The organism is Peribacillus sp. NPDC046944 (genome assembly GCF_050272735.1).
Lineage (GTDB): Bacteria > Bacillota > Bacilli > Bacillales > DSM-1321 > Peribacillus.
Genome location: NZ_JBNNML010000003.1, coordinates 305,988 through 332,858, shown reverse-complemented (window position 1 = coordinate 332,858; position 26,871 = coordinate 305,988). Strand labels below are relative to the sequence as shown.

The following is a 26,871-nucleotide window of genomic DNA, read 5'->3' as shown; positions in this document are numbered from 1 at the left end:
CCTATGAAAAAAAGAATCCTAATCATCAGTTCAATCGTGTTATGTATATTGATTGTGGCTGGTGGGGTATATCAATACAACACAGCCAAAGCGGAAAAGAAAGAACAGTTTGAATCGCTGCTTACTTACATAAAGGCAGGGGAAGAAGAGAATGCGGAAAAGGTGTTGAAGAATAATAAATCAAAGGCATTCATTAATAAAGAATCGGAAGAGGGATACACTCCACTGGAATACGCCTTACACATGCAACTTTATTCTTTATCTAGGACACTTTTAGAACAAGGGGCAGATGTGAGTCCAAAAGCGGATAACCCTCTATTCATCCAGCTTGCTTATTCTTTAGATCATTACCAGCAGATGCAAGTCGAAGAAAAGCAGAAAGTTAAAAATGAGATGTTTAAAATGGCGCTGAAAAAAGCTGAAGCAAAGCTAAAAGAAAAGGATGAACAAGGAAACACGGCCCTCCATATCGTTTCCCTAAAAGGAGATGATGTACTAGCACGACTTTTTATCAAGTATGGGGCTAACCCTGGAATCAAAAATAAAGCAGGAGAAACGCCGCTCATGCTTGCCGTTCAGGAAGGGAATGTCGAAGCTAGTCAAGCGTTGATAGAAAGCGATAAAGAACTAACAAAGATACAGGATCATGAAAAGAATACTTTACTAACTATAGGAGTGATTGGTGGAAGAACGGATATAGTGAAGTTGCTTACTCGTACGGGATTGATTCCGGTTGATAGCAAAAATGAGCTGGGTAAGACAGCCCTTATGTATGCCAGCGAGTTCGGAGAGAAAGAACAAGTCCAGTTATTACTCGACGCCAAAGCGGATAAATCAATAAAAAGCAAAGAGGGAAAGACTGCCTATGATTACGCTAAAGAGTGGGACCATAAAGGGATTATGAAACTATTGAAAAAAATAAAACAGGGAGCTCCCTGTTTTATTTTTCTTTATTCAGCTTATCGGGTATGACATCCAATCCTTCCACCTTTGGAAGGGCATGCGTCTTATTTAGAAAAAGCCTTTTGTTGTTTTTTATGGTCAACCTTGACTCGGCGTCTTCTTTTACTGCAGGAAAGCTTAAATCGCCATCACCCTTATCATCTTCTACGTCTCCACGATAACTATTGACAGTTAAATAACTCTTAGAAAAGACCCCACCATTAATATTCAGAATGGATCCCACTGCAAAAATCTCAGAAGACGTCGGGTCTTCTATATTCGAAACCTCTTTGGAATCACATCCAGAAGCAAAGCGGTATTCACAGGAAGACTTACTTTCTGTATAAAAATAACCATTGATCGTATTGGTTTCATTTTGAAATTTATTTATCCGCGCAATGCTAAGTTTACCTTGTGTCATTAAGATCAAAGACGAATCATCTGGTTGATTTCCACATTTGTTTTTGTAACAAGGAATATCTGCATTATTTAGGGTAGTAGAACCAAGTACATAGATGACGGAATCAAAACTCACCTTTCCTTTAATCGTCAAGTCACCTGTAATTAAAATATTGCCTTTAACATCCATAGATTCCAATAAGGAGTTTTCAATCGTTGCATTACCGGAAATGACTAGCCATTGCTTGTCCCCAAGCTCGATATCGAAGCTGTCTATATAGGCGTCGTCGGAGTGAATAATCGGCGATATTGTACCATACTGCGATAAATCATCGAATCTGACTTTTTCATTTTTAGGGTAATCTTTTTGATTAATGGATTGATTCAAATCTTCAATCGACATATCAATATCTAGACCCGAAATACCAATACTACTAGATGATAGTTTATCAATAAACGTTTCTTTTATATCAATCTCATTGAAAGTGTCATCTATATCATTGAAAAGGATGTTTCCAGAAAGAAAAGCGTCTTTCAATGTGGGAACATTCAATCGCTGCCATCTCAGCTCTTCCTTGTCATGTCCTGCACCACCGTAGCACGAGGGGGCGGATATACACATGTTCATCCCTTGTCGATTCGCATGCAACTCACTATAATCTTGGACCGCTGGCAATTCTGTCTTCCTTGAAAGAAGCGAAGATTTATACATATATAAAGCTTGGTTACTGATATTAAATTGCTCTTTCGCGTAGATATTTCCATCAATAAAGGGAGAACCATTAATGGTCAAATCTTTCCCGGCACCAAGAGCATACTTTAGAAAGCTTGGCATCGCCGTAATGTAGACCTTTTGATGATATTTGCCGCTGCTTACTTCAAATACTCTCGTGTTATCATGTTGGTTATCAATCGTTGGATAATTTTTCGTTAAATCTTCTATTGTGAAAATACCTTTCAAGTTTTCCTCGTTTATGAATGTTGCTAAATCGTTATTGTATTCAGACTTACTACCAAAAAGGAGAGGTGTTTCCAGTGTATTCACATGTTCCTCAATAATCGAAACCCCCTCTTTTACGGCACTTATATCATCGATATCATCCACGATTTCTGTTTCCCTTATTTCCGTTCTCTTTGCTCCATTAATGCTCGCAGCAAGAAGTACCATGCCAAGCGTGGTCAGAATCAAAAAAGAAAGCAACACGGATAAAAGGGTATATCCTTCTTCATTATTCCATTTCATGAATTTCACTCCTTAAAATCCAAACGAGCTTTCTAATACATGTGGTTCGGTCGTAACAAAGAACCCTTTAGCATGAATATTATTTTCAATGACCATCGTGACATGAATCGTACCATGCGTACATAAGGCCCCTGAGGAGTCCATGGTGCAGTCGGGGCTATCCGCATCGAGTATAATGCCCGTTTTCTTTTCCGTTTGTGTACCTTCATTCATGTCGATAAAAGAGGAAGTGGAAAGATCAAGAGTGGTCAACACGCCTTTATTATCGATGATGAACTGGCTATCTTTAAAATAAATATCCACTGGTTCCGTTCCCTTGCTATCTTCTATGATGAATCCATCTACCGTTTTCTCTTCCTGGACGTTCAACGTAACGCCGATTTTTCCATCTTCTTTAAGAGGCGTAACATATTTAGGCTGGTTCGTTGTCAATTCATTCATAATCATGGTGGCGATATAATCCGCATCTTCTCTAAGCTGGCCTTCAATTTGGATTTTTTGATAGAGGCTAAGGCCGGTAATGAATAGTGAATAGATAACGCCTGTAATGAAGGTTGTAATGGTTACAGCAAGTAATATCTCAATCAGGCTCAGGCCATTCTCGTTCGAGAGAGATTTTTTTACTTTTTCAAAAGGCCGGTGACAGCTGTTACTTTGTCTTCCCAAACCACCTTCACCTCGATTCTAATCAAATTCTTATTAAGATCATAGCCTGTATCCTTCACTGCTACATTTTCATATTTTTTAAGGGTAATTTCTGTATCATATTTGTAATTATTTATGGTAGGTTGCAAGATTTCGGAACAGCTTGTTGTATAGAGGGAAGGGCGAGTGTTGCAGTCTGGTAGAGATATATTGATGCCTTCTGAGTCTAGTGAGGCGATTCCATATTGTTTATAAAGTTCATTAAACTCAAGTTGGTCAAAGTAATTGATCACATTTCTCGCAACATTTATTCCGACTGTCTTACTCTGGTTCCTTTTTGTATAATCATAGGATTGTGTAAAGAAGGTCATTACCGTTATGGTAATAATTCCTAATATAGCGATAGAAGCAAGTACTTCAACGAGGGTGAATCCCTTTTGATTTTTCGAAAAAATATTTTCTTCCATACTTTTCCCTTCTTTCAAAATATCTATAAGTATTATACAATATTTTTAGGATTTATTACCCAAATTAAGGAGCTATTTTCGAAAAACGGAAAATATATAATAAAATAGTATAGGAGTGATTTATTGGAGACAATCGTATTTGCTGGAATATCCCTCGTTTTATTGATTCCGATTGTTTATGTTTTACCATTGTCCCTTACTTTCAAGGGAAAGCTGGTCATAATCGGGGGTGCTGTTGCCGTTTCACTGGCGGGTCTAGTTGTGGCAAATAACTATCCTCTTTGGCAGGCTTTATTACTTTTGACTTTGCTGTTATTTTTGGCTTTATTCCTTATCGGTAAAAAAATCGAGCCATTAATGCTCTCGAATCAAGAAGAAGCGTCGGACTTCTATGAACGGTATAACGATTCTGCCGTTTTGATTGAAACGTCGAGAGATCGTGCTTCGTTATCCAAAATAGAAGAGTCAGAGGCGGAACAGAAAGAAAAAATGGGATTTGAGAGCAGCGAGCATCATGTTGCGGTATCTGAGGAACGCGTTCAGGAAACGGAGGAAGAGCAAGAATTCGCTGATGATGAGATCGTTGTTTTTGAGGCAGAGTTTTTGGATACGAGAACGGATGATTTAGAAGAAGTTGAAAGTATTTCAGAAATAGAAGTCCCGGTAAAAAGTGAAATAAATGATATTGAAAGATTACTAGAAGAAGACTTGATGGTGCCGGTGACCGAAGAAACAGAAAGTATTCCAGAAATAGAAGTACCGGCAAAAAGGGAAATAAGTGATATTGAAAAATTATTAGAAGAAGACTTGATGGAGCCGGTGACCGAAGAAACACAAAGTATCCCAGAAATTGAAATGCCGGTAAAAGGTGAAATAAGTGATATTGAAAGATTACTAGAAGAAGACTTGATGGAGCCGGTAACTGAAGAAACAGAAAGTATCCCAGAAATAGAAATGCCGATGAAAAACGATTTAAGCGAGATTGAAAAGCTACTTGATGATGAGTATGTGGAGCTGGAGATTGACGAAGAGAGTGACCCTATTCATCTAGAAGAGATGGAAGAACTGGCTGTATTACCTGAAGAACGCGAGTGGGTAACGGAAGTAATAGAGCCGGAAAATGACACAGAAACTATCGAAGTGAATACTGCGGAAGAGAAACTGGATTTCCATGGTTACTTAGAATCAAATGGTTTAGGGGAAAATCCCGAAGAGCCTGGAACTCTTGAAAATACGTCCGATGAAACAGGTAGTGAAGATAGTCAGGAAATGAATGTGGAAGAACCAGATATTCAGTTAGAAGATTCTTTAGAACCGGAAAGCCTTCTAGAGATTCCTGAAGCGCTTGTCCTAGAAATGGATAAAGCAAAAGAAGAGCAAGAGTCGTCGTCAGTCATTGCTAAGCCTGAAGAAACAACTCTTGAGAGTCCAACAGAACATGTCAGCGAATTGCAACAACAGATGTTTCAAACGATGATTTCCCATATTCAAATCGCACAGCATCAGTTGAATGATAGCGAGTTCGAGCAACTGGTTATGAGCCATTTGCATCCGGAAATACCGGATCAACAGTATTACATATTTGCATCATTTTTAATTCAAACGTATATCACAGCGAAAAAGACGGAAAAGCTTCGTGAATTGATCGTGCAGTTAAAGGAAAAGTTCAGCGCGCACCCAATTCTTCTAGAAGAGTTAGCATTCATGGAAAACCGTTTTTGTTAAGATGAAAAATCAGAAGATAGGTATGGTGAAAATATGAAAAAAAGTACAGAAATTTTAGGCTTGCCCATTATCAGCATTTCAGAAGGTATGGAAATTGGAAAGGTGAAATCATTAGTGATCAATCCTGAAAAAGGCTCACTAGACTTTATCACAATCGAACATGAAGATTGGCAGGTTAGTGTAAGGGCCATTCCCTTCAAAAAGGTAATAGGGATTGGGGAATACGCTTTAACGATCGAAACCGAAAACTCTGTCATCGATTTAAATGAAATCCCGATTGCGAATCAGCTCGTGAATAAAAAAATCAAGATTACCGATGCCAAAGTGATGACCCGAAAAGGTGAATTATTAGGAAGCGTCCGCGAGTATTTTACGGATGAAGATAACGGTCAAGTCATCGGGATGCAGGTGAAAGTCGGGGATCATGAAGTAATTCTCCCATCTGAAACTGTTTTGACGTTTGGCAAGGACATTTTGATCGTGACGGAAGATGCTTCATCCCGATTCCTCGAGCAGGCGGAACAGTTGATGGGTGAACAAGTCCCTGAGGCAGAAGTAGCTGCCGGCGAAGAAAACCCCAATGGGGAAGCTGATTTAAGGAATAAGCAAATTGAATTGCTTCAAGGAAAGCGATTGGTGAATAATGTTACGGGCCTAGACGGAAAAGTCCTTTTCTCGGAAGGTCGCGTTCTTTCGAAAGAGGATATTATTAACGCACAATCGGCGGGTCCGAGTGTATTGGTCGGGCTTTCCATGAATGTTGAAGCATAAAAAGGAGTTGCCTTTATGTGAAGAATCCACAAATGCTGAAAATTTTTCTGGTCTTTATTTTATCAACCGCATATATTTTTAGTTTTTCGCATTTTGGAGCGTCGGCTTACAATCAGATTTTCAAAGATTCAGCACAATTTGGTGAGAACACGACGATTGGGAGCCTGGATATAGAGGGTCAAAGTAAGCGGGAAGTAAGTACGCTACTGAGCGAGGCAACTGAAAAGTGGACGCAGAATACGGTCTTGGGCATCACTTATAAGGAAGGTCAAATGACCGTAGATAATGGGATTTTCAATTTTCAAAGGGAAAAGACGATTGTTTCTTTGCTTTCAGGCAAGAAAAATAAAGCAGTCGTCTCGGTCGACAAAGATTCTTTGCTAGAAGATTTATATGACATGTCCTTATCACTTGCATCTACTACGTTGGACATAGATAGGCTTGCCAATGACCTGGCGGTAAGTGCGGAGTTCTTAACGGAAGGGACCAAAACCCTTGAGCTGGAAAACTACATCGATGGAGATGTGGGCGAGGAAGAGGTAATTGCTGAGGCTACGGTGAATGTAGGAGACGCTGCAACTGCCATTAAGGAATTGATTCCCTTGATACAGCCGTTGGAAGTGAAAGGGGAAACTCAATTTTCTCTTTTGCAGAAAATGTCGGAGCTTGAAGGAAAGAAATATAACTCAGACACATTGAGCCGGTTGGCGACAGCGATTTATGGTGTGGTCCTGCCGACTAACTTTACGATTCTTGAGCGGAATATCAGTGATCAACTTCCTGGTTATGCCAAATTGGGATTTGAGGCACATATCGATTCTGAAATTGGCCATGATCTGGTTTTTGCCAATACGAATAATCATGCATACCGGGTTGAACTTCAGGTAGAAGGAAAGAAATTAAAGGCGACATTAAAGGGGCAATCCTTCCTGAATTCCTATGAGGTAAAGACGACCGATGAAAAAAGGTACACGCCGAAAACGATTAAACAATATAGTGATGAGTTGGCCCCTGCTGCCATGCAGGTGAAAAAGGATGGCAAAGACGGTATAACAGTCAAGGTTCTTCGTCGCATCGAGTCCTCTGCGGGAGATCTTCTGGAGACGGAAACCGTATCTGAAGATTTCTATGCACCGATTCATCGAATTGAAGTATATGGATTGGAACTCAAAGTCATTCCACCTCCTTCTGATTCTAATAATGAAGATGCCTCTGATGCGGAGGATGAGAGCACGGAAAAAGACGATCAAGGGATTGACGAAGACACTGAGCAGGATCAGGGGGAAACAGAGAATGAATCGCCCGAAGATGCCAGTGGGAATAGCGATAGGAAAGAAAACAATAAGGACATCGAAAAAGGTAAACAAGATGGTGATCAAGTTAAGGGTGATAGTATCCAGGAAGCGGGTGGATACCCCAAATATGTGGAAGATCCCAACGTTCCCCAAAAATAAGGTAAAGCAGGGATAAATATGGCTCAAACCCGAAAAAGGCTTGGAGACTTATTGGTGGAAGCTGGTTTGATCTCTGAGGACCAGCTGCAAATTGCCTTGGAAGAAAAAAGTAAGTCACAAAAGCTTGGTGATGTATTGCTGCAAAAAGGGTATATCACGGAGCAACAGTTGATTGAAGTATTGGAATTTCAATTAGGTATCCCCCATGTGAGCTTATATCGGTACCCGTTCGATTCGAATATCTTCAGTTTGATTTCGGAGGATATGGCTAAGCGGAACTTAATGATTCCTTTGAAAAAAGAAGGCGAAAAACTATATGTCGCCATGGCTGACCCGATGGACTTTTATGCCATCGATGATCTACGGCTCTCAACCGGTTTTCAAATCGAACCAGCCATAGCGACAAAAGATGATATTTTGCGTGCGATTGCTAAACATTACACGGATGAAGACGGACTAGAAGAATTGATGGTTACCCTTAATCGCGATGTAAATAATCAAGAGGAAACAGTCGATCAGGATTCACCGGTCGTACGACTTGTCAATCAGTTGCTTTCGAATGCCGTGACACATAAGGCAAGTGATATTCATATTGATCCCCAGGAAAAGAAATTGGTCGTCAGGTATCGCGTGGATGGTGTATTACGGTTGGAAAAGGTGTTACCCAAGAATATGCAAAACGTTTTAATTGCCAGAATCAAAATCATGGCGAAATTGGACATTACCGAACATAGAGTTCCACAAGATGGCCGGATTAAAGTGAACCTCGGCCATCATCCTGTCGATCTACGGGTGTCGACTCTTCCCACAATCTTTGGGGAAAAAATCGTCTTGCGGATTCTTGATTTAGGCAATAAGTTGAATGATTTGAAACAACTTGGATTCAATAAATTGAACCTACAGCGATTTGAATCCATGATTGCCCAGCCAAATGGAATTGTCCTGATTACAGGTCCGACTGGATCAGGGAAATCTTCGACCTTATATGCGGCCTTAAATCAGCTGAATACCGAGGAAGTCAATATCATTACGATTGAAGATCCGGTTGAGTTTCAGCTTGAAGGTGTGAACCAGATTCAAGTCAATACGAATGTCGGCATGACGTTTGCAACCGGTCTACGTTCCATCCTACGACAAGATCCAAACATCATCATGGTGGGGGAAATCAGGGATAAGGACACGGTAGAGGTGGCCATCCGTGCATCCTTGACAGGACATCTAGTATTAAGCACGATCCATACGAATGATTCACTAGGAACGATCACTAGATTGATAGATATGGGCGTCGAACCTTTTTTGGTCGCTTCTTCCTTGAGCGGAATCATGGCGCAGCGATTAGTAAGAAAAGTGTGCCGGGATTGTGTCGAAAAACAGGAGCCGAGTAAGCGGGAAATCGATATTTTTGCAAAACGAGGCATGAAAATCGAAAGCATTAACCGGGGGCGCGGGTGTACGTCTTGTAATATGACTGGGTATAAAGGAAGGATTGCCCTTCAAGAAATATTGGTCATCAATGATGAGATGAGAAAACTGATCATGAATGGCGAGCGGCTTAACAAGCTCCGTGAAGTGGCCATGAAATATAAAACGATTTTCTTAATGGATGACGGCTTATTGAAAGTCAAACAAGGACTGACCACTACCGAGGAAATTCTTCGAGTAGCAGTTCTGGAATAGGGGTGTCAGTTTGAGAGCTAAAATTGATAGTTTACTAATGGCTGGCTTTGAACTAAAGGCATCTGACATTCATATAACGGTGGGTGTGCCACCAGTTATGCGCTTGAATGGTGAGTTGAAGAAATACGGAAAAGAACTGTTGCTTCCATCCGATACGGAAGGGATGGCTAAAGCGATTATCCCCGAAGAGATGTGGGAGCAATTTAAAGAACATGGTGAACTGGATTTTTCTTACGGCATTCCTGGGATTTCCAGATTTCGAATCAACACGTATATGCAAAGGTCCTGCGTGGCGTTGGCCGTCCGAATCGTGCCGACAAGAATTCCTACTTTAGATGAACTGCAGTTACCGTCCATTTTAAAGAAAATCGTCGAAAAACCCCAAGGCCTTGTCCTTTTGACGGGACCAACGGGAAGCGGAAAGTCAACAACACTCGCGTCCATGATTCAATATATGAATCAGACGATGCGTAAGCATATCATAACCTTGGAAGATCCCATCGAATATTTGCATAAGCATCAAAATTGCATCATTGACCAACGTGAAGTGGGTTTCGACACGAATAATTTCGCAAATGGGCTGAGAGCCGCTCTAAGGCAGGATCCCGATACGATTCTAGTAGGGGAAATGCGAGATTTAGAGACCATCCAGACGGCGATTACAGCAGCCGAAACGGGTCATTTGGTGTTTGGGACATTACATACATCGAGTGCCCCGACGACAATCGACCGGATCATAGATGTCTTTGAACCGGCACAGCAACCTCAGGTTCGAATCCAGCTTGCTAACGTCCTTGTTTCCATCATCTCGCAACGCTTGATTCCGACCGTCGATAAAAAAGGCAGGAAAGCAGCAACCGAGATTCTAGTCAATAATGCAGCTGTGGCCAATTTGATCAGAAATGAAAAAATCCATCAAATTGTCAATGTTATGCAGACTTCCAAGGCACAAGGCATGCATACCCTTGAAAGTAGCATCAAGGAACTATTGGCTGAAGGGGTCATATCCAAAGAAAGCGCCCATGCATTTTTACAGGACAAGGTGGAGTAAATGGCTAGGTTTAAATATTCAGGTCGGAATAAATCAGGAAAAAAAGCGGGAGTCGTCACAGCCGATACAAAGCGTGAGGCTATGGAAAAGTTAAAGTTGGAAGGCATTCGGGTCATCGAAATGACGATGGTACCCGAAACGTTTTTAACAAGGGATCTTTCCATCGGAAATCCAGTGAAACTGCAGCATTTTGTAATTTTTATACGTCAATTCTCCACACTGCTGCAATCAGGGGTCACGGTCGTCGATGCAACGAGCATATTAGCCCAACAGACGGAGAGCAAGCCATTAAGCAAAGCGCTAGAAAGTATCGAACAAGATTTACAGGAAGGGAAGGCACTTTCCCAAGCATGTGCCAAGCATAAAAAAATCTTTTCGACAATGTATATCAATATGGTCAAGGCCGGGGAAGCTGGCGGTAATCTGGATAGTACCTTGGACCGGCTAGCCGATCACTTTGAAAAGCAGCAGGCAACGAGGCAGAAAATCACATCAGCGATGGCCTATCCAGTTGTTGTCGCCTTTGTAGCATTTTTCGTGGTCATCTTTTTATTAACGTCCGTTGTGCCAACGTTTGCTGATATGTTTAGCGATTTTGGTGGCGAATTACCGGCCATAACCCGCTTTGTTTTAGGGGCGAGTGGGTTCATGCAAAAAGCCTGGTACTTGGTCATTCTGTTTGCACTCTTGATCGCTTTTGGAATTGTATCTTTTAAGAAAAATCCGAAGACGAGATACTATTTTGACTATGCGATGCTAAGAATGCCTTTATTCGGCAAGATGATGCAAAAAGCAGTATTGGCAAGAATGACGCGGACCCTCAGTTCCCTGTTCAGTAGCTCCGTACCGATTTTACAGGCGATGAAAATCGTCGAACAGGTAGTTGAAAATGAAGTGGTCGGCCGAGTCATCCGGGAATCACATGATTCCCTGGAGCGGGGCCAGTCAATCACGGACCCGATGAAAAAACATTGGGCGTTCCCACCTTTGATCACCCAGATGATATCAATTGGCGAAAAAACAGGGGCCCTGGATGCGATGCTTGGGAAAGTGGCGGACTTCTACGAGAAGGAAGTAGAAGCAAGCACGGACCGCTTAAAATCACTTATCGAGCCGCTTATGATCGTCCTCCTTGCGGGAATTGTCGGAACGATCGTCATCTCGATCATGGTGCCGATGTTTGAAATCTTCAACCAAGTGGACAATATGTAAAAAATGTAAGAATAATTACCCCTTAACGCTGTATTTTTCTAGAAATATATAGTAATCTAATATAAAAGTAACAGTAAAGTAACGAAATGGAAAATAAGAAGAGGAGGATTTATATGAATTTTATTAAAAAACATCTTAAAAATGAACGTGGTCTTACCCTGATTGAGCTATTGGCCGTTGTCGTCATCTTGGGGATTATCGCAGCCATCGCCATCCCAAGCATTGGGGGATTGATCAATAACTCGAAGAAAGATGCCCATATTGCCAATGCACAGCAAATGGTGAGTGCGGCTAGGACAGCAGTTGCAGGGAAAGATATTACATTAACTACAGCTTCAGCATCAATTACATTGGGAGATTTAATCGATAAAGGGTATATAGAAGAAATTGAAAATCCTAGTGGCGAGTCATATAGTCCAACAGATAGTAAGGTAAATATTACCAAGAACGAAACAACAGGTAACTTAACATACGCTGTAGTATTGTCAGATGGAACAAAAAGTTACATCAAAGGCACAGGAACAGGGAATAATGCAAAACCTATCCCAGCACCAAGTAAATTAACAAGAGAGAATATAGAATTGTAAAAATGATTATCATTTTTCTCTTCATCCTAGGTCTAATCCTAGGTTCATTCTATAACGTCGTCGGTTTAAGTGTACCGGCAAACAAGTCATTTACGAATCGGCGTTCGGCTTGTCCTTCTTGTGGACGAACCTTGTCGCCGTTTGAGTTAATACCGGTTGTTTCTTATGTGATACAAGGCGGGAAATGCCGTGGCTGTGAAGCCCGGATTTCCCCGCTTTATCCGGTTGTTGAATTGCTGACAGGAATTTTGTTCGCTGTCGCTCCTATGTTCTTAGGATGGACAAGTGAATTATGGATGGCCTGGGCATTGATCTCTTTATTGATGATCATCTTTGTTTCCGATATGGCTTATATGCTTATACCTGATAAGATCCTGCTTTTTTTTGCAGTGTTTTTTTTATTTTTACGAGTATTTTATCCACTATCTCCATGGTGGGATTCCATTCTAGGCGCGGCCGTCGGTTTTGGTCTGCTGCTTTTGATTGCCGTAGTAAGTAAGGGCGGAATGGGTGGCGGCGATATCAAATTGTTTGGCGTACTGGGCCTTGCACTAGGATTGAAGCTCGTACTATTAGCGTTTCTTTTTGCTACTTTCTATGGGGCTTTCCTAGGTATCATCGGAATTCTGACAGGTATGATTAAGAAGAAAACGGCCATCCCGTTTGGACCGTATATTGTTTTCGGTACATTAACTGCCTATTTTTGGGGCGATTCTATTTTACAGTGGTATTTGCACTTTTTAAGATGACTTTAAAGTAAGGGGTATCTATCTATGGCTTTCTCTTTTTTTAGCGGAAAAAACCGAATAGTAAATTTGATCTTCAAAGATTATGTAATCCGGTATGTAGAGCTAAAGCAAGTGGATCCACCTATCGTACATGCTTATGGTGAACGTTATCTGCCACCTGGTATCATTAAAGAAGGGAAAATCCTCGATTATGAAACGTTGCAGATGATTGTAGAGCAATGTGTTGAAGAGTGGGGTCTTTTGAAAAGACAAGTGCGCTTTTTGGTGCCGGACCCGTTTGTCGTGATTCGAAAAATGATGATTCCAGAAGAAATAAAAGAAGATGAGATTGAAGGGTTTTTATATTTGGAGCTGGGCACAAGCATTCATTTACCGTTTGAGGATCCGATTTTCGATACGGTATCCCTGGAGGATAATTCGGAAGGTAAGGAGATTCTCTTGTTTGCAGCTTCGGAAGAGCAAGTTTCGCAATATAGTGATTTGCTTGAAAACACTAAACTGGAGCCTTTGGCTGCCGATATCGCTTCACTCGCAATCTATCGATTATGGAATGTATCTAGAGACTTGGATTCCAGCGAGCAGCTCATGTTGTTAGAATTAGATGTGGCTTCGGTGACAGCGACCATTTTTGTTGAAGATAAACCGGTATTCATGCGTCATATTTTACTTCCGGATGAGGTTTCCGAATGGGAAGTCGATCACTCATCAAGCAGCGGAGTGGAAACACTAGCTTATCAAGGTAACAGAGATATTTATTTTCAATCGCTTGAGGATACGTATGTAGAGATTGATCGATTGCTGACCTTTTATAAATATAATTTAAATAGTGGTCGGGACTCTGTTTCTACCATCTTAGTCACCGGAGATCATCCGTATCTTGAGGAGATTTGCGAAAAACTCTCAGACCATATGGATCTTCCTATCATAATCATAAATGAAAACATGGAAATGGTAATGGATGATGGTCCTTTATCGCAGCGATATCACTCTGCCGTTGGATTGGCCATCAAAGGGGTGAAATAATCATGCTAGTTGACATTAATTTACTCCCCAAGAAAGAAAAAAGAAATCCACGTTTCTTCATTTATCTCATTTTCTTACTCATACTGGCTTTAGCGGCGGGTACGTTGTTTTATTGGCAATATTCTTTGCAATCAGACCGGATTAGAAGCATGGATAAGCAGATATTACAAGTGAGGGAAGCGACAGCAACCGTCGAACAAAACATGATTAATACACAGAAGTCTGGAAATTCCGTTACCGAATTACATAGTATCATTGACTGGGCTGATACGTTTCCAATCGATACGGTGTTTGTGTTAAACCAGTTAACATTCCTGCTTCCAGAACGAGGTTTCTTCGATGCTTTTTCCTATAATGAAGATGGTTCCATTCAATTAACCGTCCAGTTTGATACCTCAAGGCAAGCTGCTTATTATTTGAGCGAATTGACTAAGTCTAAACTGATAGGGACCGCTGAATTGGTATCAGTGACCACTGAGGAAATGGAAAGGGAGATAGAAAACGTTGAAGAAGAAACAGAGGCCTTTCTGCCGCGTTATCTGGCTGTGTATACTATTATTCTTGACAAACCTGCCGTAAAAGAAGCTATAAAAGACGATGAGGAACAAGCCGGGGAAAAGGGTGGTGCTTCTGAATGATGAGGTTTTTCAATAAAAAGCAACTATTCTTATTAGTTGGCACACTTTTTGTCTTTGCCTTGGTCTTTACTCTACTATACTTTTTTCTACTAGATCCGGTAAAAAAGGAACTGGCCACTAAGACATCTGAATTGAAAAATGAAGAACGGATTTTAGAGATGGTCCAAACGAAAGCTGGTACAGGAACGAGTGTTGATTTTGAATCGACGACAGAACTGCAAAAAAGACTGCCTGTTCAACCCTTAGCCGATCAGTTTGTGTTGAACCTAGAAAAAGCAGAAGTCGTGTCCAACAGCTTTATTGTTGATATGACATTTGCGGATGGAGAAACGCCGGTAGAACCTGAACCATCTGAGGCAACTGGAGAGGAAGAACCTGCATCCACAGATGAGGCATCCAAAAGTTCAGATGTTAATGACCAGGCTCCTGAAGATGAAGGAAAAGGTACTTCGGATTCAAAAGAAACAACGATTGAACCTCAGGATAATACTGTAACTGAGGCATCAGGGACACTGCCGAATAGCTTGAAAAAGCTATCAGCGACGATGAATGTAAAATCGTTTTCTTATGATGAAATGTTGGAATTTATTCATTCCATTCAAGCAACAAATCGAATTTTTACGATAGACAGCTTAACCTTCGAGGGAGCTAAGGAAGTCAGATCCCGTGACCAAAGTCACGAGCCTTTAGAGTATGGTCTGACTGTGTCTGCCTATTACTATCCTACATTAACGGATTTGCAGGACCAGACCCCGATTGTCGCAACACCAAAACCTAGTGAAAAGAAAAATCCATTCAGCACAAATGAAAGAGATGATGCTGATATGGATACGGGCAATTAGGATGAGGGAGCGAAAATGTAGGAATGTGGATAATGAAAAGGGCATGACATTGATGGAAGTCTTGGCGGTGATTGTCATCTTAGGGATACTGGCTGCAGTGGCCGTCCCGATTTTTTTCAATGTGATACAGAATTCGCGGACGAATGCATTCGTTTCAAATGGTTATGCTTTTAGGGATGCTTCGAATTTTTATTTAAAGGATAAGGTCATGCGTGGAGATCGTGTGACAGAAATCAGCTATCAGGAGCTTGTCGAAGCTGGTTTTCTCGATAAGGTGGTAGACCCTGATACTAAAGAGTACTGGGACCCTTCAATTAATGAATCCTATGTGACTGCCTTGGATAATAAGCTCGTGGGAATATGTCTATACGGTGAGAAACGTAAACTTTGTGGTGATGAAGGAGATGGGAAAGCTATCCCCTTTGAAGATTTATCACCCGAATTAGTGACAGATAAATGAAAAGAGAAAAATGACGAAACCTATTAATGACAAGACGACAAAAGTCTTGTTATTTTTTTTTGCCCCTATGTTAGGATGAAAAAAATGAAGCAGAGAGGAGGAAGAAAAGTGGACAAGTCCGAAAAACGTAAAGGGATAAAGATTAAAATAAATGGAGAAGAAAAAATATTTGTGGGTGAAAATAAGCGGGAGTCTACAGAGGAAATTCCAGAGGCTGCAAGTAAGGAACAACCGGATGATAGTTTCGAGTGGATTTTGCCGGATGATTCCGTAGAAAACAAGGTTGTATTGGTTCCTACACCACCTAAGAAGAAAATGCCGAAGCTTATCGGTTTTAATACACATACGGGCAAACGTCCTGGTAACAGGTCTTTAAAGACTTTTGTGATTGCTGTTTTTTGTGCGATTTTATTTGGATCGGTACTGGGCCTTATCGCCGTAAATACGATAACGAAGGAAAAGGCAACGGATTCTCCGGTCGAAACAGCTATCACGACGACGGCATCCCCAGTTGTAAAGAATGATAGCGGGGGTGAAAAAGGGCAAGGGATGGAACTGAAAACGTTCCTGGTTCAAGGTGGGATATTCAGTAGCGAGGATGCCGCGAAACAAATCCAGGAGAAAATCGTGGAAAAACAGGTTCCTGCTGAAATATTCAAAATGGAGGACAGCTATTATTTATTCCTAGGTTCAGCTGAAAGCTTGATTTCAAGTAAAGAGCTAGCTTTATTTTTAAAGACCTATGATGTGGAAGTATTTTGGAAGGAAATTGATTTAAAAGCGTCGGGAATAAGTGCGGAAGAAGAGAAAACGCTGGATGTCATGAAGGAGATTTATTCATCCTTATCAGAGATTTCATCAGGAGAGCTTCGTGGGAAGGAAACGAAATGGGATGCTTTAACGTTGAAAAAAGATATGGATAAGCTAAAGGATGAGAAACTTTCATCAGAGCTTTCACAAATGAACACCCATTTAGCGGCTGCAGCCAAGCTGATCAGTGAGTATGAGACGTCCGAAAAGGATGAACAGCTATTAGAGGCACAGGGAAAACTATTGAAGTTTCTAAAGGGTTTTCAAAGTATGGGGAGTTAAGAACAGGTATGTGAAGGGGAAGCTGTTTTCTAAAGAAAAAGTTCCCCTTTAGGAGGAAATTGTTTGAATTAGGGACCTTTTTTTATTTTCCAGGAAATAAGACTGAATCTTTGTCGATTCCTGGTAAACAATAATTGTGGAATTCTTCATAATTTGATAGGATGAAAAGGTATCTCTCCTAGTAAAGAAAGGTGAATTTTTATTATGCATTCATTAATTTTAGCTTCTTCATCACCACGCCGTAAAGAACTTCTACAATTCCTACAAATCCCCTTCGAAAGTATGAATTCCAATGTCGATGAAAGTATTGACGAAAACATGCAGGCAGAGGACGCAGTGCAAGAATTAGCTGTAAGGAAAGCGGAAGCCATTGCAACAAGATATCCGGACAGCTGGGTAATCGGTTCCGATACCGTCGTGGTACTTGACGGGCAAATCCTCGGAAAGCCGGCCAATCGTGCTGATGGAAAAAGAATGCTTGAAATGTTATCGGGTAGAACACACGAAGTTTATACAGGTGTGGCCATTCTATATGGTGAGCACAGCAGCATATTCGCAGAAAAAACAGAAGTGACTTTTTGGGAGCTATCAGAACCTGAAATCGAACGTTATCTGGACAGTGGTGAACCATTTGATAAAGCTGGGAGCTATGGGATCCAAGGGTTGGGTTCGCTTCTTGTCAAACAAATCAATGGGGACTATTTCTCGGTAGTCGGACTCCCAGTTTCAAGGCTAGCAAGAGAATTAAAGATGATGGAATCCGCGTGGACGTAAGATTTCGGACTGATTTCCTCCCTTTTATTAAGGAAGGGTGGATGCTTTGAGTGAAAAGATGTTAATCAGGGATTATCCGAAAGAAGAGAGGCCTCGTGAAAGGTTTTTGCAGGATGGTCCCCAGAGCCTTTCGAATCAAGAGTTACTTGCGCTTTTGTTAAGGACGGGATCTAAGGAGGAATCTGTGCTTCAGCTCTCCAATAGGCTTATCAAGGCTTTTGAGGGATTCCGGCTTTTGAAAGAAGCGTCCGTAGAGGAATTGACTGAAATCAAGGGAATCGGGGAAGCGAAAGCAATTCAAATTCTAGCATCGGTAGAGCTTGGCCGACGAATCCATAAATTAAATGATCAAGACCGCTATGTGATCCGTTCCCCGGAAGACGGGGCCAATTATTGCATGGAAGAAATGCGTTTTTTGTCGCAGGAACATTTTGTTTGTCTTTACTTAAATACGAAAAACCAAGTCCTTCATAAACGAACTGTCTTCATAGGCAGCCTCAACGCTTCGATTGTGCACCCACGCGAAGTATTTAAAGAAGCCTTCCGTAGGTCGGCAGCCTCTATCATTTGTCTTCATAACCACCCCTCCGGAGATCCTTCTCCTAGCAGAGAAGATATTGAAGTGACAAAAAGGTTAGTAGAATGTGGTAAAATAATGGGGATAGAAGTACTGGACCATATCATCATCGGGGAGCATAAATATGTGAGTTTAAAGGAAAAAGGTTATTTATGACACTATCCAAATTTTTGACGATACGATATAATGTTGTTTATGATTTTTAAAAGAGGGAACTTTTTTCAAAAACCTATTGTCAAAAAACGACAAATTATCATTTGAACTTATAAAAAGGCATTTTTGTTTACGAAAGGGAGATACCATAATGTTTGGAATTGGCGCAAGAGATATAGGAATTGATTTAGGAACGGCGAATACGCTGGTTTATGTTAAAGGAAAAGGCATTGCCGTCCGTGAACCGTCGGTTGTTGCCGTGCAGACAGATACGAAGCAGATCGTTGCTGTCGGTAAAGACGCAAAAAACATGATTGGCCGTACACCGGGAAATGTAGTGGCACTTCGCCCTATGAAAGATGGCGTAATCGCTGATTATGAAACAACGGCTACGATGATGAAATATTATATGAAAGAAGCTCAGAAAAAAGGCGTATTTGGCAACAAGCCATATGTCATGATTTGTGTGCCTTCAGGAATTACGGCTGTTGAACAACGTGCAGTGATTGACGCAGCTAGACAAGCTGGTGCTCGTGATGCTTATCCGATTGAAGAGCCATTTGCAGCTGCTATCGGAGCGGATCTTCCTGTTTGGGAACCTACAGGCAGCATGGTTGTTGATATTGGTGGAGGTACTACGGAAGTGGCCATCATTTCTCTTGGCGGTATCGTGACAAGCCAGTCAATCCGCATTGCTGGTGATGAGATGGATGATGCGATCATCGTTTACATACGTAAAAACTACAACTTGATGATCGGTGAACGTACATCGGAAGCCATTAAAATGGAAATCGGTTCTGCAGGTGATACAGAAGGAATCGAAAACATGGAAATTCGTGGCCGTGATTTATTGACGGGTCTTCCAAAAACGATAGAAATTACGGCAGAGGAAATATCCAAAGCATTGCGTGATACAGTATCAGCCATTGTGGATTCTGTCAAAAATACATTGGAAAAAACTCCACCGGAACTTGCAGCTGACATCATGGATAGAGGCATAGTATTAACAGGTGGCGGAGCTTTACTGCGTAATTTGGATAAAGTCATCAGTGAAGAAACGCAAATGCCGGTTATTATTGCTGAAAATCCTCTTGATTGTGTAGCGATTGGAACAGGGAAAGCCTTGGACCATATTCACTTATTCAAGACGAAATCTAGAGATTCTCGCTAAGCGGTACTTATAAAAAGGCCGGCTCAACAAAAGATCGCAATTTTGAGCCGGCTTTTCTATTTTTTTACCTGTCTTAAATGTGTAGTTTTTTGACAGAGGATATTATTATACTTCATGCAAATAGAGTAAATTAAAATAGAGGTGCAGATCATCATGCCACAGTTTTTTAATAAAAAGCTCCTTCTCTTGCTCGTTAGTATTATCGTTCTCGTGGCATTGATCGGTTTTTCATTAAAAGAGAGAGAAGAGTTAACTTGGCCCGAAAAGTTCTTGAAGGATACAACCGGTTGGGTTGGTAATGTGTTTAATAAACCAGTATCGGGTATTACAGGTTTTGTAGGGGATTTAAAAGACCTTCAGCATACATACGATGAAAACAAGAAATTAAAAGCTCGTCTGGATGAATACGTCTTGTTGAAAACGCAGGTGCAGGATTTGAAAGAAGAAAATGAAGAGCTTCGTGATAATCTAAAAAAAGAAGATGACTTGCGAAAGTATGCACCTATTCAGTCAACGGTCATTGGTCGTAATCCGGACCGCTGGCATGAAATGCTAACAATTAACAAAGGCGAGCGTAACGGTGTGGAAAAAAATATGGCTGTCATCACTGCCAATGGCTTGATCGGTAAAGTTAAAGCCACGACTGAATTCACGGCTTCCGTTCAGCTTTTGAGTTCAATCGATAAAGCGAACCGCGTCTCAGCTATCGTCCAGGGTAATGATAAGGCATATGGTTTGATAGAAGGGTTCGATGATGAGAAGAATCTTCTATTAATGAAACGGATTCCTTATGATAAAAAGATCAAGAAGAACTCTACGGTCATCACATCCGGTTATGGCGGGATCTTTCCTAAAGGTCTGCTAATCGGTAAGGTTGTTGACGTGAAGGTGGATCAATATGGGTTGAACCAAACCGCATATATTGAGCCGTCAACGGATTTCTATGATATCAATAATGTCATGGTCGTTAAACGTGAAGTTGAGGGAGCTGAAGAAGAAAGTGAAGGGGAGGATGAAGCTAAGTGAAACATTTCATCCTTTCTTTTGTAGCCTTACTCTTCTTCGTTTTTGAAAGTATCTTTGCGCAACTTTTCGCGGGGGGTGTCTTTGGAAGTAATAACATTCTCGTTCCCCGTTTCATGATCATTTTCGTCTTCTTCCTGACCATGTATGGTTCAAGGAAGATGGGGATGTTGTATGGAGCCATTTTGGGGCTGACCTATGATGTCGTATATACGGAGATTTTGGGGATTTATATGTTCCTTTTACCTTTTCTAGCATATTTGATTTCCAAAAGTATGAAGATCCTTCAAAACAATATTCTCATTAACTGTCTAATGGCACTTGTCTTTACGGCAATTGTAGAGTGTGTATCTTATCAAATGAATCATATTCTTACTTTTGCGGATATGGGATTCGGGGAATTTGCAGAACGGAGATTCATTCCAACGCTCATATTGAATCTCGTTTTTATTATTATTAGTTGCTACCCTTTAAAGAGACTTATTGAAAAGTTTGATTTGCAGGGAGAAATGGAATAACGTTCACTGGACTGTTGGATGCGGTCTAAAATGTATTTTCTCTTTAACATGTGCGTAGAAAAAGGTAAATTGTTTTCCTATGTCGAATTATATTTCATTGAGGTGAAACAAACGTCATGAATAAAAGAATTCAGCAAAATGTTATGATTAAGGGGACAAAGGACGGGTTTATGCTTCATCTCGATGATTCTTGCTCATTTTCCGAATTATTGAAAGAGTTAGAAGTGAAGCTTTCGGCAAACTATCAGTTTCAAGAAAACGACCCGTCCATTTCCGTTAAAGTACATACCGGGAACCGCTATCTAGATGCAGACCAGAAGGAAAAAATCAAAGAAGTTATTCATAAAAAGAAAAAGCTTATCGTTGATGAGTTGATTTCGAATGTCATGTCAAAGGAAGATGCGAAACAGTGGAAAGACGAAAACCAAGTGACAACTTTGACCAGGGTGATAAGATCGGGACAGGTTTTTGAAGTGCCCGGCGATTTGTTGCTCATTGGCGATGTCAATCCAGATGGTACTGTCCGAGCTGGTGGGAGCATCTATATTATGGGACAGCTGAGAGGCATTGCCCACGCTGGTTATTTGGGGAATAAAAAGGCCATCATCGCTGCATCCATCATGAAACCTGCACAATTGCGAATTGCGGGGAAAGTGAATTTATCTCCTGACCAATATACGAAATTTGGACATGACTTGGAATGTGCGTTCATGGACGACGAAGAAAATATCATCATTGATAAACTGCAAGTTTTAAAGAAATATAGACCTAATTTAAATAGATTAGAAGGGGGTCTCTAATCGTGGGAGAGGCAATAGTTATAACATCTGGTAAGGGTGGTGTCGGCAAAACGACCACCTCGGCCAATCTAGGAACGTCGTTAGCTCTTCTAGGCAAAAAGGTTTGCTTGATTGACACGGATATTGGTCTTCGGAACTTAGATGTGATTATGGGGTTGGAAAACCGTATCATCTATGACTTGGTCGATGTAGTCGAAGGGCGTTGTAAAATTCATCAAGCACTTATTAAAGATAAGCATTTCGAAGATTTGCTTTATTTGCTTCCGGCTCCACAAAACAGTGACAAATCAGCTGTGAATGAGGAACAGATGAAGAAACTGATCAGTGATATGAAACCGGACTATGATTACATCGTGATCGATTGTCCGGCAGGTATCGAGCAGGGCTTTAGGAATGCGATAGCGGGTGCGGACAGGGCCATCATCGTCACCACCGCTGAAAGACCGGCCGTCCGTGATGCAGACCGTATCATCGGCCTGCTTGAGAAAGAAGAGCATATCGATCCTCCTCAATTAATCATCAATAGAATCCGTGGACATCTTTTACATGAAGATGAAGAAATGGATATTGACGGAGTAACCAATTTCCTTAAAATCGATCTTATCGGTGTTATACCTGATGATGATCAGGTCATTGTGGCTGCGAATAAAAAGGAACCGATAGCTTACAATCCGGACAACAGGGTCTCGATTGCCTATCGGAACATTGCCCGCCGGATTCTTGGTGAATCTGTGCCGTTGACTCCAATTGGTGGAGAGCAAAAAGGTTTCATGTCTAAATTGAAAAAATTCTTTAGTGTACGTTAATTTAGTAAGCGGGAGCATTCCATGCCCTCGCTTTTTTTATTTTTATCGAAAAATGGATATAAAAAAGGTAAGCCTCATAATAGGCTTACCTTATCTATTGTACTAAAGTATTAAAAATGCAACAGGTTATCCGCGTCTTCCGCCTCTACCGCCACGTTTTGATTCTGTACTACGTTTGAGCGTAGATAAATTCTCTTCACTAGTCTTTAAAAAACGGACCATTTTATCTTCGAAGTTTTCCTTAGGTTGAAAATTGCCTTTAGAACGAAAATCTTTATTACGATTATCGCCTTGGCGTGGTGGGCGTTTAGTATAAGAAGAGGTTTGTCCTTCGGGTCTATCTATAGCTTTTTTGATGGACAAGGCAGTTTTTCCGTCTTTCTCGCTGATCACTTTTACCTCAATTTGGTCGCCTATTTTAAGATGGTCATTAACGTCTTTTACATAGCTGTCCGCTACCTCACTGATATGCACAAGACCTGTTGAGCCTCCTGGTAATTCTACGAATGCTCCAAAATTAGTGATACCTGTTACTTTACCTTGTACTTTGCTGCCTATTTCGATTGACATATTAAAATTGTTCCCCCTCAATAATGTTAAAACAACTTCATTATAACAAATAAAGTAGGAGAATATCAATTGGATTTTTCACCTCTTCCATTATTAAAAGGGAAAGGCTTTCAAAACGTTTGAAAATCAGTCTTTTTTTCTTTCGTCCATTCGTTTTTAAAACGCAAACCATTCATCTGTCGTAAAGAAAAACGATTCCTCGTCATAGTCTGGACAGGTTGCTCATAAGTTTTAATATGAGCGCTTTGATATGAGCAGGGGGTAGATTTGGAATGGATGATCGCAGGAAAGATATCCGCAATCGTATCGCCAAGAGACGAAAGGTGAAGGATAGCCCAGTGGTTAACAGTACTTGGACGGAGATTGAAAAGGAGAACCCGTACGAATTCGAATCTTTTGACGGGTATTCAGAAAAAGATCATCCGCTCTTTAAGAAGGAATATTTCTTTTTGAAAATCTTGGTGAGCATTTGCCTATTCTTAGTGGTTGCCGTGATGTTCAAGCACCCTTCCGTTCGCTTGGACTCAGCCAGAAGCTTTGTTACGGAAAACATGAACCAAGAGTTCCAATTTGCATCGGTTTCCAGTTGGTATGAAAATGCTTTTGGCAAACCTATCGCATTTTTACCGACTGAATCCACTACTGAAACGGCGGATTCGGGTGAAGAATATGCAATGCCTGCATCGGGGGAGATTACGCAAACCTTCGAGGCGAACGGCGAGGGAATCATAATGGAAACGAGCTTAGGGTCCAAGGTCGAAGCCATCAATGAGGGGGTGGTCATTTTTGCAGGGGAAAAAGAAGGAATCGGTAAGACTGTGGTCATACAGCATGCCAATAAAAGTGAGTCATGGTATGGCCAGTTGGAAAAGATTGATGTGAAGCTCTATGATCTGGTGAAGAAAGGGAAAGAAGTAGGACAGGTCACCGTAAGCGAGGATGGTTCCAAAGGCAGGTTTTACTTAGCCATTAAAGAAAATGATGCATTCATCGATCCTAAAAAGGTGATTTCCTTTGACTGAATATGCGAACTTACTGTCCAAAATCAAGATTCATCCGACGCTGTGGTTCGTCATAGGAATCGCCATCCTTACGGCACACTTTATTGAAGTGATGATGCTTTTACTCATCGTATTTATCCATGAGATGGGACATGCTGCGTGTGCACAGTATTTTAAATGGCGGATCAAGTCGATTCAGCTCCTCCCCTTTGGTGGGGCTGTCGAGACCGAGGAATATGGCAATAAAAGTTTGAAGGAAGATCTTGCAGTCGTACTGGCGGGCCCACTGCAACATATATGGCTCATTGGAGCGGCTTACCTGCTCTATTTCTTTTCATTCATTTCTTCTGATCTGTATCATTCCTTCTTCTATATGAATCTTATGTTGTTGTTCTTTAACCTGCTGCCAATTTGGCCATTGGACGGGGGAAGGCTACTCTTCATTGGTGTTTCCCTATACTGTACCTTCCTTGAGGCTCAGAAATATACCTTATATTTTTCTGGTGCATTCGCTGTATTGGCGTTTTTAACATGGCTTCTTCTCGAACCGCTTAACCTGAATATTTGGCTGATCATCTTTTTTATCAGTCTTTCTCTAATCATGGAGTGGCGACAGCGATATTATGCGTTCATGCGGTTTCTTCTGCAGCGCCATTACGGAAACACGAATGATCTGGCCAAATTAAAACCCATCATGGTGGATGCCCATGAACCGATTTATAAAGTGCTGGAATTGTTTCAACGTGGCTGCAAGCATCCCGTCATCATCATGAAAAATGGGAAAGAGAGTGGCTCATTGGATGAGACGGAAATACTTCATGCCTATTTTTCCGAGAAAATGACCAATGGGCAAATTGGTGACCTGTTATATTCTTATTAAATATGGTATCCTTTCTTCAAATTGAGGAGAGGATTTTTTTGATGAAAAAAGTGATTGTGAACCTATCTTCGCGTGAGAAGAGAGTAGCTGTCTTAGAAGATGAAGTGTTGCGGAAAGTCGAAGTCATGCCACCTCATCAACATAGTACGGTAGGTAATATTTATCTTGGCAAAGTGACTAAGGTCTTGCCAGGAATGGATGCCGTGTTTGTCGATTATGGTGCAGACAAGAATGGTTTTCTGCATCGGGATGAAATTCCGGCATATCAACTGACGAAGCGTGATGGAAAATCACCCATCAATCATTATGTTAAACAGGGTGAAAAGCTGCTCGTTCAGGTGAGCCGTGATGAAACGGGTACAAAAGGGGCGAAATTGACGGGGCTGATCGAGTTTTCGACGGATTCCCTCGTTTACATACATGGAATAGATTATGTTGGTGTGTCGAAGAAATTCAAAAATGAACGTTTGCAAAAGTATTGGAGAGAAAAAGCAACAGAATATAAGCAAAAGGACGAGGGGGTGATTGTTCGCACCTCGATGGAGAAGGAAAGTGAGTCGGCATTTCTCGACAAGCTGAATACACTGAGGCAGCTGCATAAGGAACTGGAAGGAAAGTCCGGTACGATGAAGGCGCCTGCCCTTCTCTTTGAGAAAGATACATTCCTGGAGATGGTTATCGCTGAAATGGCGAAAACGGTATCAGGTCAGCTCTTTATCGACAATTTTGATGCGAGTCAAGAGTTGAAAAAGTGGGTGCTGACTAATGGTAAGGAATGGAGTATATCCTATGAGACTGGTGCGAAGAACATTTTTTCAGAACGGAATCTAGATAACCAGTTCGAAAAGGCCATGAAAAAAGTGGTCTGGCTCGATAATGGGGGTTATCTGATTTTCGAAGAAACCGAAGCGTTCACCGTAATCGATGTCAATTCAGGGAAGTTTACAGGCAAGGTGGAAAAGGAAGCGACGCTTTTTGAAGTGAATGCAGCGGCAGCAAAAGAAGTCGCCCGTCAGCTGAGGCTTAGAAATATTAGTGGAATCATCTTGATTGATTTCATCAATATGGAGAAACCGCAACACAGGCTTGAAATCATCGATCTGTTTAAAAAGGAAGCCGCGAAAGATGAGATGCGGATGAAGGTTGTCGGATTTACTGAACTAGGAATCCTTCAAGTGACGAGAAAACGGACATCCCCTTCGCTTAGTGAAACCATGACGGTTCCTTGCCCAACCTGCAATGGAAGTGGAAAGGTGGAAAGCGCTGAAACCGTTGCCTTCCGCTTGGAGCGGGAGTTGCTGGAGCACCGCAAAACGGACGATGAGGCCGTTTGGGTGGAACTTAGCCAATCAGTGGGGGATGTCCTGTTGGGGGAAAAGGAATCATATAAAGCGACATTGGAAGAACTAATATCCAAAAAGCTAGTGATCTCTTATGTTCCAGGCCCGGTCCATACATATTCCATCAGGCGCTTCGGAAGTTATGAAGAAATCAAGCGGTCAGTAAAGTGATGGACAAGAAATCCAACAAATGTATTGACAGTCATTCAGGTTTCATGATAGGATTTTAATGTTATGTTTGTAGCACCCGTGCTACAACCGCTCAACAACAGGTCTTAAGT

At 41.3% G+C, this 26,871-nt stretch carries 28 protein-coding genes and 1 other annotated feature (1 of these 29 cut by a window edge); of the genes, 24 read left to right on the top strand and 4 right to left on the bottom strand.

Going from position 1 to position 26,871, the window contains the following annotated elements; genetic code table 11:
* Nucleotides 1–3 precede the first annotated feature (3 nt).
* Nucleotides 4–972, top strand: coding sequence for an ankyrin repeat domain-containing protein (locus ACQKIC_RS07295; protein WP_427590567.1), 969 nt, complete (start codon nucleotides 4–6; stop codon nucleotides 970–972).
* Here ACQKIC_RS07295 and ACQKIC_RS07290 read toward each other — a convergent pair.
* The 3 genes from ACQKIC_RS07290 to ACQKIC_RS07280 are packed head-to-tail and all read right to left on the bottom strand — an operon-like array spanning nucleotide 941 to nucleotide 3,696.
* Complete coding sequence (locus ACQKIC_RS07290; RefSeq protein WP_427590566.1) at nucleotides 941–2,584, bottom strand: hypothetical protein; 1,644 nt, start codon at nucleotides 2,582–2,584, stop codon at nucleotides 941–943. The genes ACQKIC_RS07295 and ACQKIC_RS07290 overlap by 32 nt on opposite strands.
* A gap of 12 nt (nucleotides 2,585–2,596) precedes the next feature.
* On the bottom strand, nucleotides 2,597–3,250 hold the full coding sequence (locus ACQKIC_RS07285; protein WP_427590565.1) for a PilW family protein: 654 nt from the start codon (nucleotides 3,248–3,250) through the stop codon (nucleotides 2,597–2,599).
* Nucleotides 3,205–3,696: a type II secretion system protein gene (locus ACQKIC_RS07280; protein WP_427590564.1), complete on the bottom strand. Its 492-nt coding sequence runs from the start codon at nucleotides 3,694–3,696 to the stop codon at nucleotides 3,205–3,207. The genes ACQKIC_RS07285 and ACQKIC_RS07280 overlap by 46 nt, the downstream gene beginning before the upstream one ends.
* Nucleotides 3,697–3,819: 123 nt before the next feature.
* Between ACQKIC_RS07280 and ACQKIC_RS07275 the strand changes: the two genes are divergently transcribed.
* The 20 genes from ACQKIC_RS07275 (at nucleotide 3,820) to minD (ending at nucleotide 22,799) form a co-directional block, all read left to right on the top strand.
* On the top strand, nucleotides 3,820–5,421 hold the full coding sequence (locus tag ACQKIC_RS07275) for a hypothetical protein (protein WP_427590563.1): 1,602 nt from the start codon (nucleotides 3,820–3,822) through the stop codon (nucleotides 5,419–5,421).
* Nucleotides 5,422–5,454: 33 nt separating this feature from the next.
* Entirely contained in the window at nucleotides 5,455–6,192 is a 738-nt protein-coding gene (locus ACQKIC_RS07270; RefSeq protein ID WP_402875820.1) for a PRC-barrel domain-containing protein, read from the top strand.
* 17 nt (nucleotides 6,193–6,209) lie between these two features.
* A complete protein-coding gene (locus ACQKIC_RS07265; protein WP_427590562.1) occupies nucleotides 6,210–7,646 on the top strand; it encodes a VanW family protein in 1,437 nt (478 codons plus the stop codon).
* Between the two features lie 18 nt (nucleotides 7,647–7,664).
* Nucleotides 7,665–9,323 carry a GspE/PulE family protein gene (locus ACQKIC_RS07260; RefSeq protein ID WP_427590561.1) on the top strand — a complete coding sequence of 553 codons (1,659 nt, stop codon included), beginning with the start codon at nucleotides 7,665–7,667 and terminating at the stop codon, nucleotides 9,321–9,323.
* A gap of 10 nt (nucleotides 9,324–9,333) precedes the next feature.
* Nucleotides 9,334–10,374 carry a type IV pilus twitching motility protein PilT gene (locus ACQKIC_RS07255; protein ID WP_402958171.1) on the top strand — a complete coding sequence of 347 codons (1,041 nt, stop codon included), beginning with the start codon at nucleotides 9,334–9,336 and terminating at the stop codon, nucleotides 10,372–10,374.
* Nucleotides 10,375–11,586 carry a type II secretion system F family protein gene (locus tag ACQKIC_RS07250; protein WP_427590560.1) on the top strand — a complete coding sequence of 404 codons (1,212 nt, stop codon included), beginning with the start codon at nucleotides 10,375–10,377 and terminating at the stop codon, nucleotides 11,584–11,586. It abuts the gene before it with no gap.
* A 113-nt stretch (nucleotides 11,587–11,699) separates the two neighbouring features.
* On the top strand, nucleotides 11,700–12,173 hold the full coding sequence (locus ACQKIC_RS07245; protein ID WP_427590559.1) for a prepilin-type N-terminal cleavage/methylation domain-containing protein: 474 nt from the start codon (nucleotides 11,700–11,702) through the stop codon (nucleotides 12,171–12,173).
* 2 nt (nucleotides 12,174–12,175) lie between these two features.
* The gene (locus ACQKIC_RS07240; RefSeq protein WP_427590558.1) at nucleotides 12,176–12,922 is read left to right on the top strand and encodes a prepilin peptidase; all 747 of its coding nucleotides are present in this window, start codon (nucleotides 12,176–12,178) and stop codon (nucleotides 12,920–12,922) included.
* A gap of 24 nt (nucleotides 12,923–12,946) precedes the next feature.
* Nucleotides 12,947–13,945, top strand: a complete 999-nt coding sequence (gene pilM, locus ACQKIC_RS07235; RefSeq protein ID WP_427590557.1) for a type IV pilus biogenesis protein PilM — start codon at nucleotides 12,947–12,949, stop codon at nucleotides 13,943–13,945.
* A 2-nt stretch (nucleotides 13,946–13,947) separates the two neighbouring features.
* Nucleotides 13,948–14,583 carry a hypothetical protein gene (locus ACQKIC_RS07230; RefSeq protein WP_427590556.1) on the top strand — a complete coding sequence of 212 codons (636 nt, stop codon included), beginning with the start codon at nucleotides 13,948–13,950 and terminating at the stop codon, nucleotides 14,581–14,583.
* On the top strand, nucleotides 14,580–15,425 hold the full coding sequence (locus ACQKIC_RS07225) for a hypothetical protein (protein ID WP_427590555.1): 846 nt from the start codon (nucleotides 14,580–14,582) through the stop codon (nucleotides 15,423–15,425). Before ACQKIC_RS07230 ends, ACQKIC_RS07225 begins: the two co-directional genes overlap by 4 nt.
* Before the next feature lies 1 nt (nucleotide 15,426).
* Entirely contained in the window at nucleotides 15,427–15,885 is a 459-nt protein-coding gene (locus ACQKIC_RS07220; RefSeq protein WP_427668585.1) for a type II secretion system protein, read from the top strand.
* 108 nt (nucleotides 15,886–15,993) lie between these two features.
* Nucleotides 15,994–16,977, top strand: coding sequence for a hypothetical protein (locus tag ACQKIC_RS07215; protein WP_427590553.1), 984 nt, complete (start codon nucleotides 15,994–15,996; stop codon nucleotides 16,975–16,977).
* 204 nt (nucleotides 16,978–17,181) lie between these two features.
* Nucleotides 17,182–17,751, top strand: coding sequence for a Maf family protein (locus ACQKIC_RS07210; RefSeq protein ID WP_407407944.1), 570 nt, complete (start codon nucleotides 17,182–17,184; stop codon nucleotides 17,749–17,751).
* A gap of 58 nt (nucleotides 17,752–17,809) precedes the next feature.
* Nucleotides 17,810–18,484 carry a RadC family protein gene (gene radC / locus ACQKIC_RS07205; RefSeq protein ID WP_402875860.1) on the top strand — a complete coding sequence of 225 codons (675 nt, stop codon included), beginning with the start codon at nucleotides 17,810–17,812 and terminating at the stop codon, nucleotides 18,482–18,484.
* Between the two features lie 148 nt (nucleotides 18,485–18,632).
* Nucleotides 18,633–19,652 carry a rod shape-determining protein gene (locus ACQKIC_RS07200; RefSeq protein WP_402875797.1) on the top strand — a complete coding sequence of 340 codons (1,020 nt, stop codon included), beginning with the start codon at nucleotides 18,633–18,635 and terminating at the stop codon, nucleotides 19,650–19,652.
* A 153-nt stretch (nucleotides 19,653–19,805) separates the two neighbouring features.
* Nucleotides 19,806–20,678, top strand: coding sequence for a rod shape-determining protein MreC (mreC, locus tag ACQKIC_RS07195; protein WP_427590552.1), 873 nt, complete (start codon nucleotides 19,806–19,808; stop codon nucleotides 20,676–20,678).
* On the top strand, nucleotides 20,675–21,193 hold the full coding sequence (mreD, locus tag ACQKIC_RS07190) for a rod shape-determining protein MreD (RefSeq protein WP_427590551.1): 519 nt from the start codon (nucleotides 20,675–20,677) through the stop codon (nucleotides 21,191–21,193). Before mreC ends, mreD begins: the two co-directional genes overlap by 4 nt.
* Nucleotides 21,194–21,309: 116 nt before the next feature.
* Nucleotides 21,310–21,993 carry a septum site-determining protein MinC gene (gene minC / locus ACQKIC_RS07185; protein WP_402958197.1) on the top strand — a complete coding sequence of 228 codons (684 nt, stop codon included), beginning with the start codon at nucleotides 21,310–21,312 and terminating at the stop codon, nucleotides 21,991–21,993.
* 2 nt (nucleotides 21,994–21,995) lie between these two features.
* Nucleotides 21,996–22,799: a septum site-determining protein MinD gene (minD, locus tag ACQKIC_RS07180; RefSeq protein WP_402875789.1), complete on the top strand. Its 804-nt coding sequence runs from the start codon at nucleotides 21,996–21,998 to the stop codon at nucleotides 22,797–22,799.
* 126 nt (nucleotides 22,800–22,925) lie between these two features.
* Here minD and ACQKIC_RS07175 read toward each other — a convergent pair whose 3' ends face one another.
* Entirely contained in the window at nucleotides 22,926–23,369 is a 444-nt protein-coding gene (locus ACQKIC_RS07175) for a S1 domain-containing RNA-binding protein (RefSeq protein ID WP_402875787.1), read from the bottom strand.
* Between the two features lie 272 nt (nucleotides 23,370–23,641).
* Between ACQKIC_RS07175 and ACQKIC_RS07170 the strand changes: the two genes are divergently transcribed.
* From ACQKIC_RS07170 to ACQKIC_RS07160, 3 genes are read left to right on the top strand one after another with little or no spacing between them, the layout of a single operon-like run.
* Complete coding sequence (locus tag ACQKIC_RS07170; protein WP_402875785.1) at nucleotides 23,642–24,391, top strand: peptidoglycan DD-metalloendopeptidase family protein; 750 nt, start codon at nucleotides 23,642–23,644, stop codon at nucleotides 24,389–24,391.
* Nucleotides 24,384–25,250, top strand: coding sequence for a M50 family metallopeptidase (locus ACQKIC_RS07165; RefSeq protein WP_403122089.1), 867 nt, complete (start codon nucleotides 24,384–24,386; stop codon nucleotides 25,248–25,250). The genes ACQKIC_RS07170 and ACQKIC_RS07165 overlap by 8 nt, the downstream gene beginning before the upstream one ends.
* A gap of 41 nt (nucleotides 25,251–25,291) precedes the next feature.
* A complete protein-coding gene (locus ACQKIC_RS07160; protein ID WP_427590550.1) occupies nucleotides 25,292–26,761 on the top strand; it encodes an Rne/Rng family ribonuclease in 1,470 nt (489 codons plus the stop codon).
* A 75-nt stretch (nucleotides 26,762–26,836) separates the two neighbouring features.
* Nucleotides 26,837–26,871: a sequence feature (ribosomal protein L21 leader region), on the top strand; it runs 50 nt beyond the window's last position.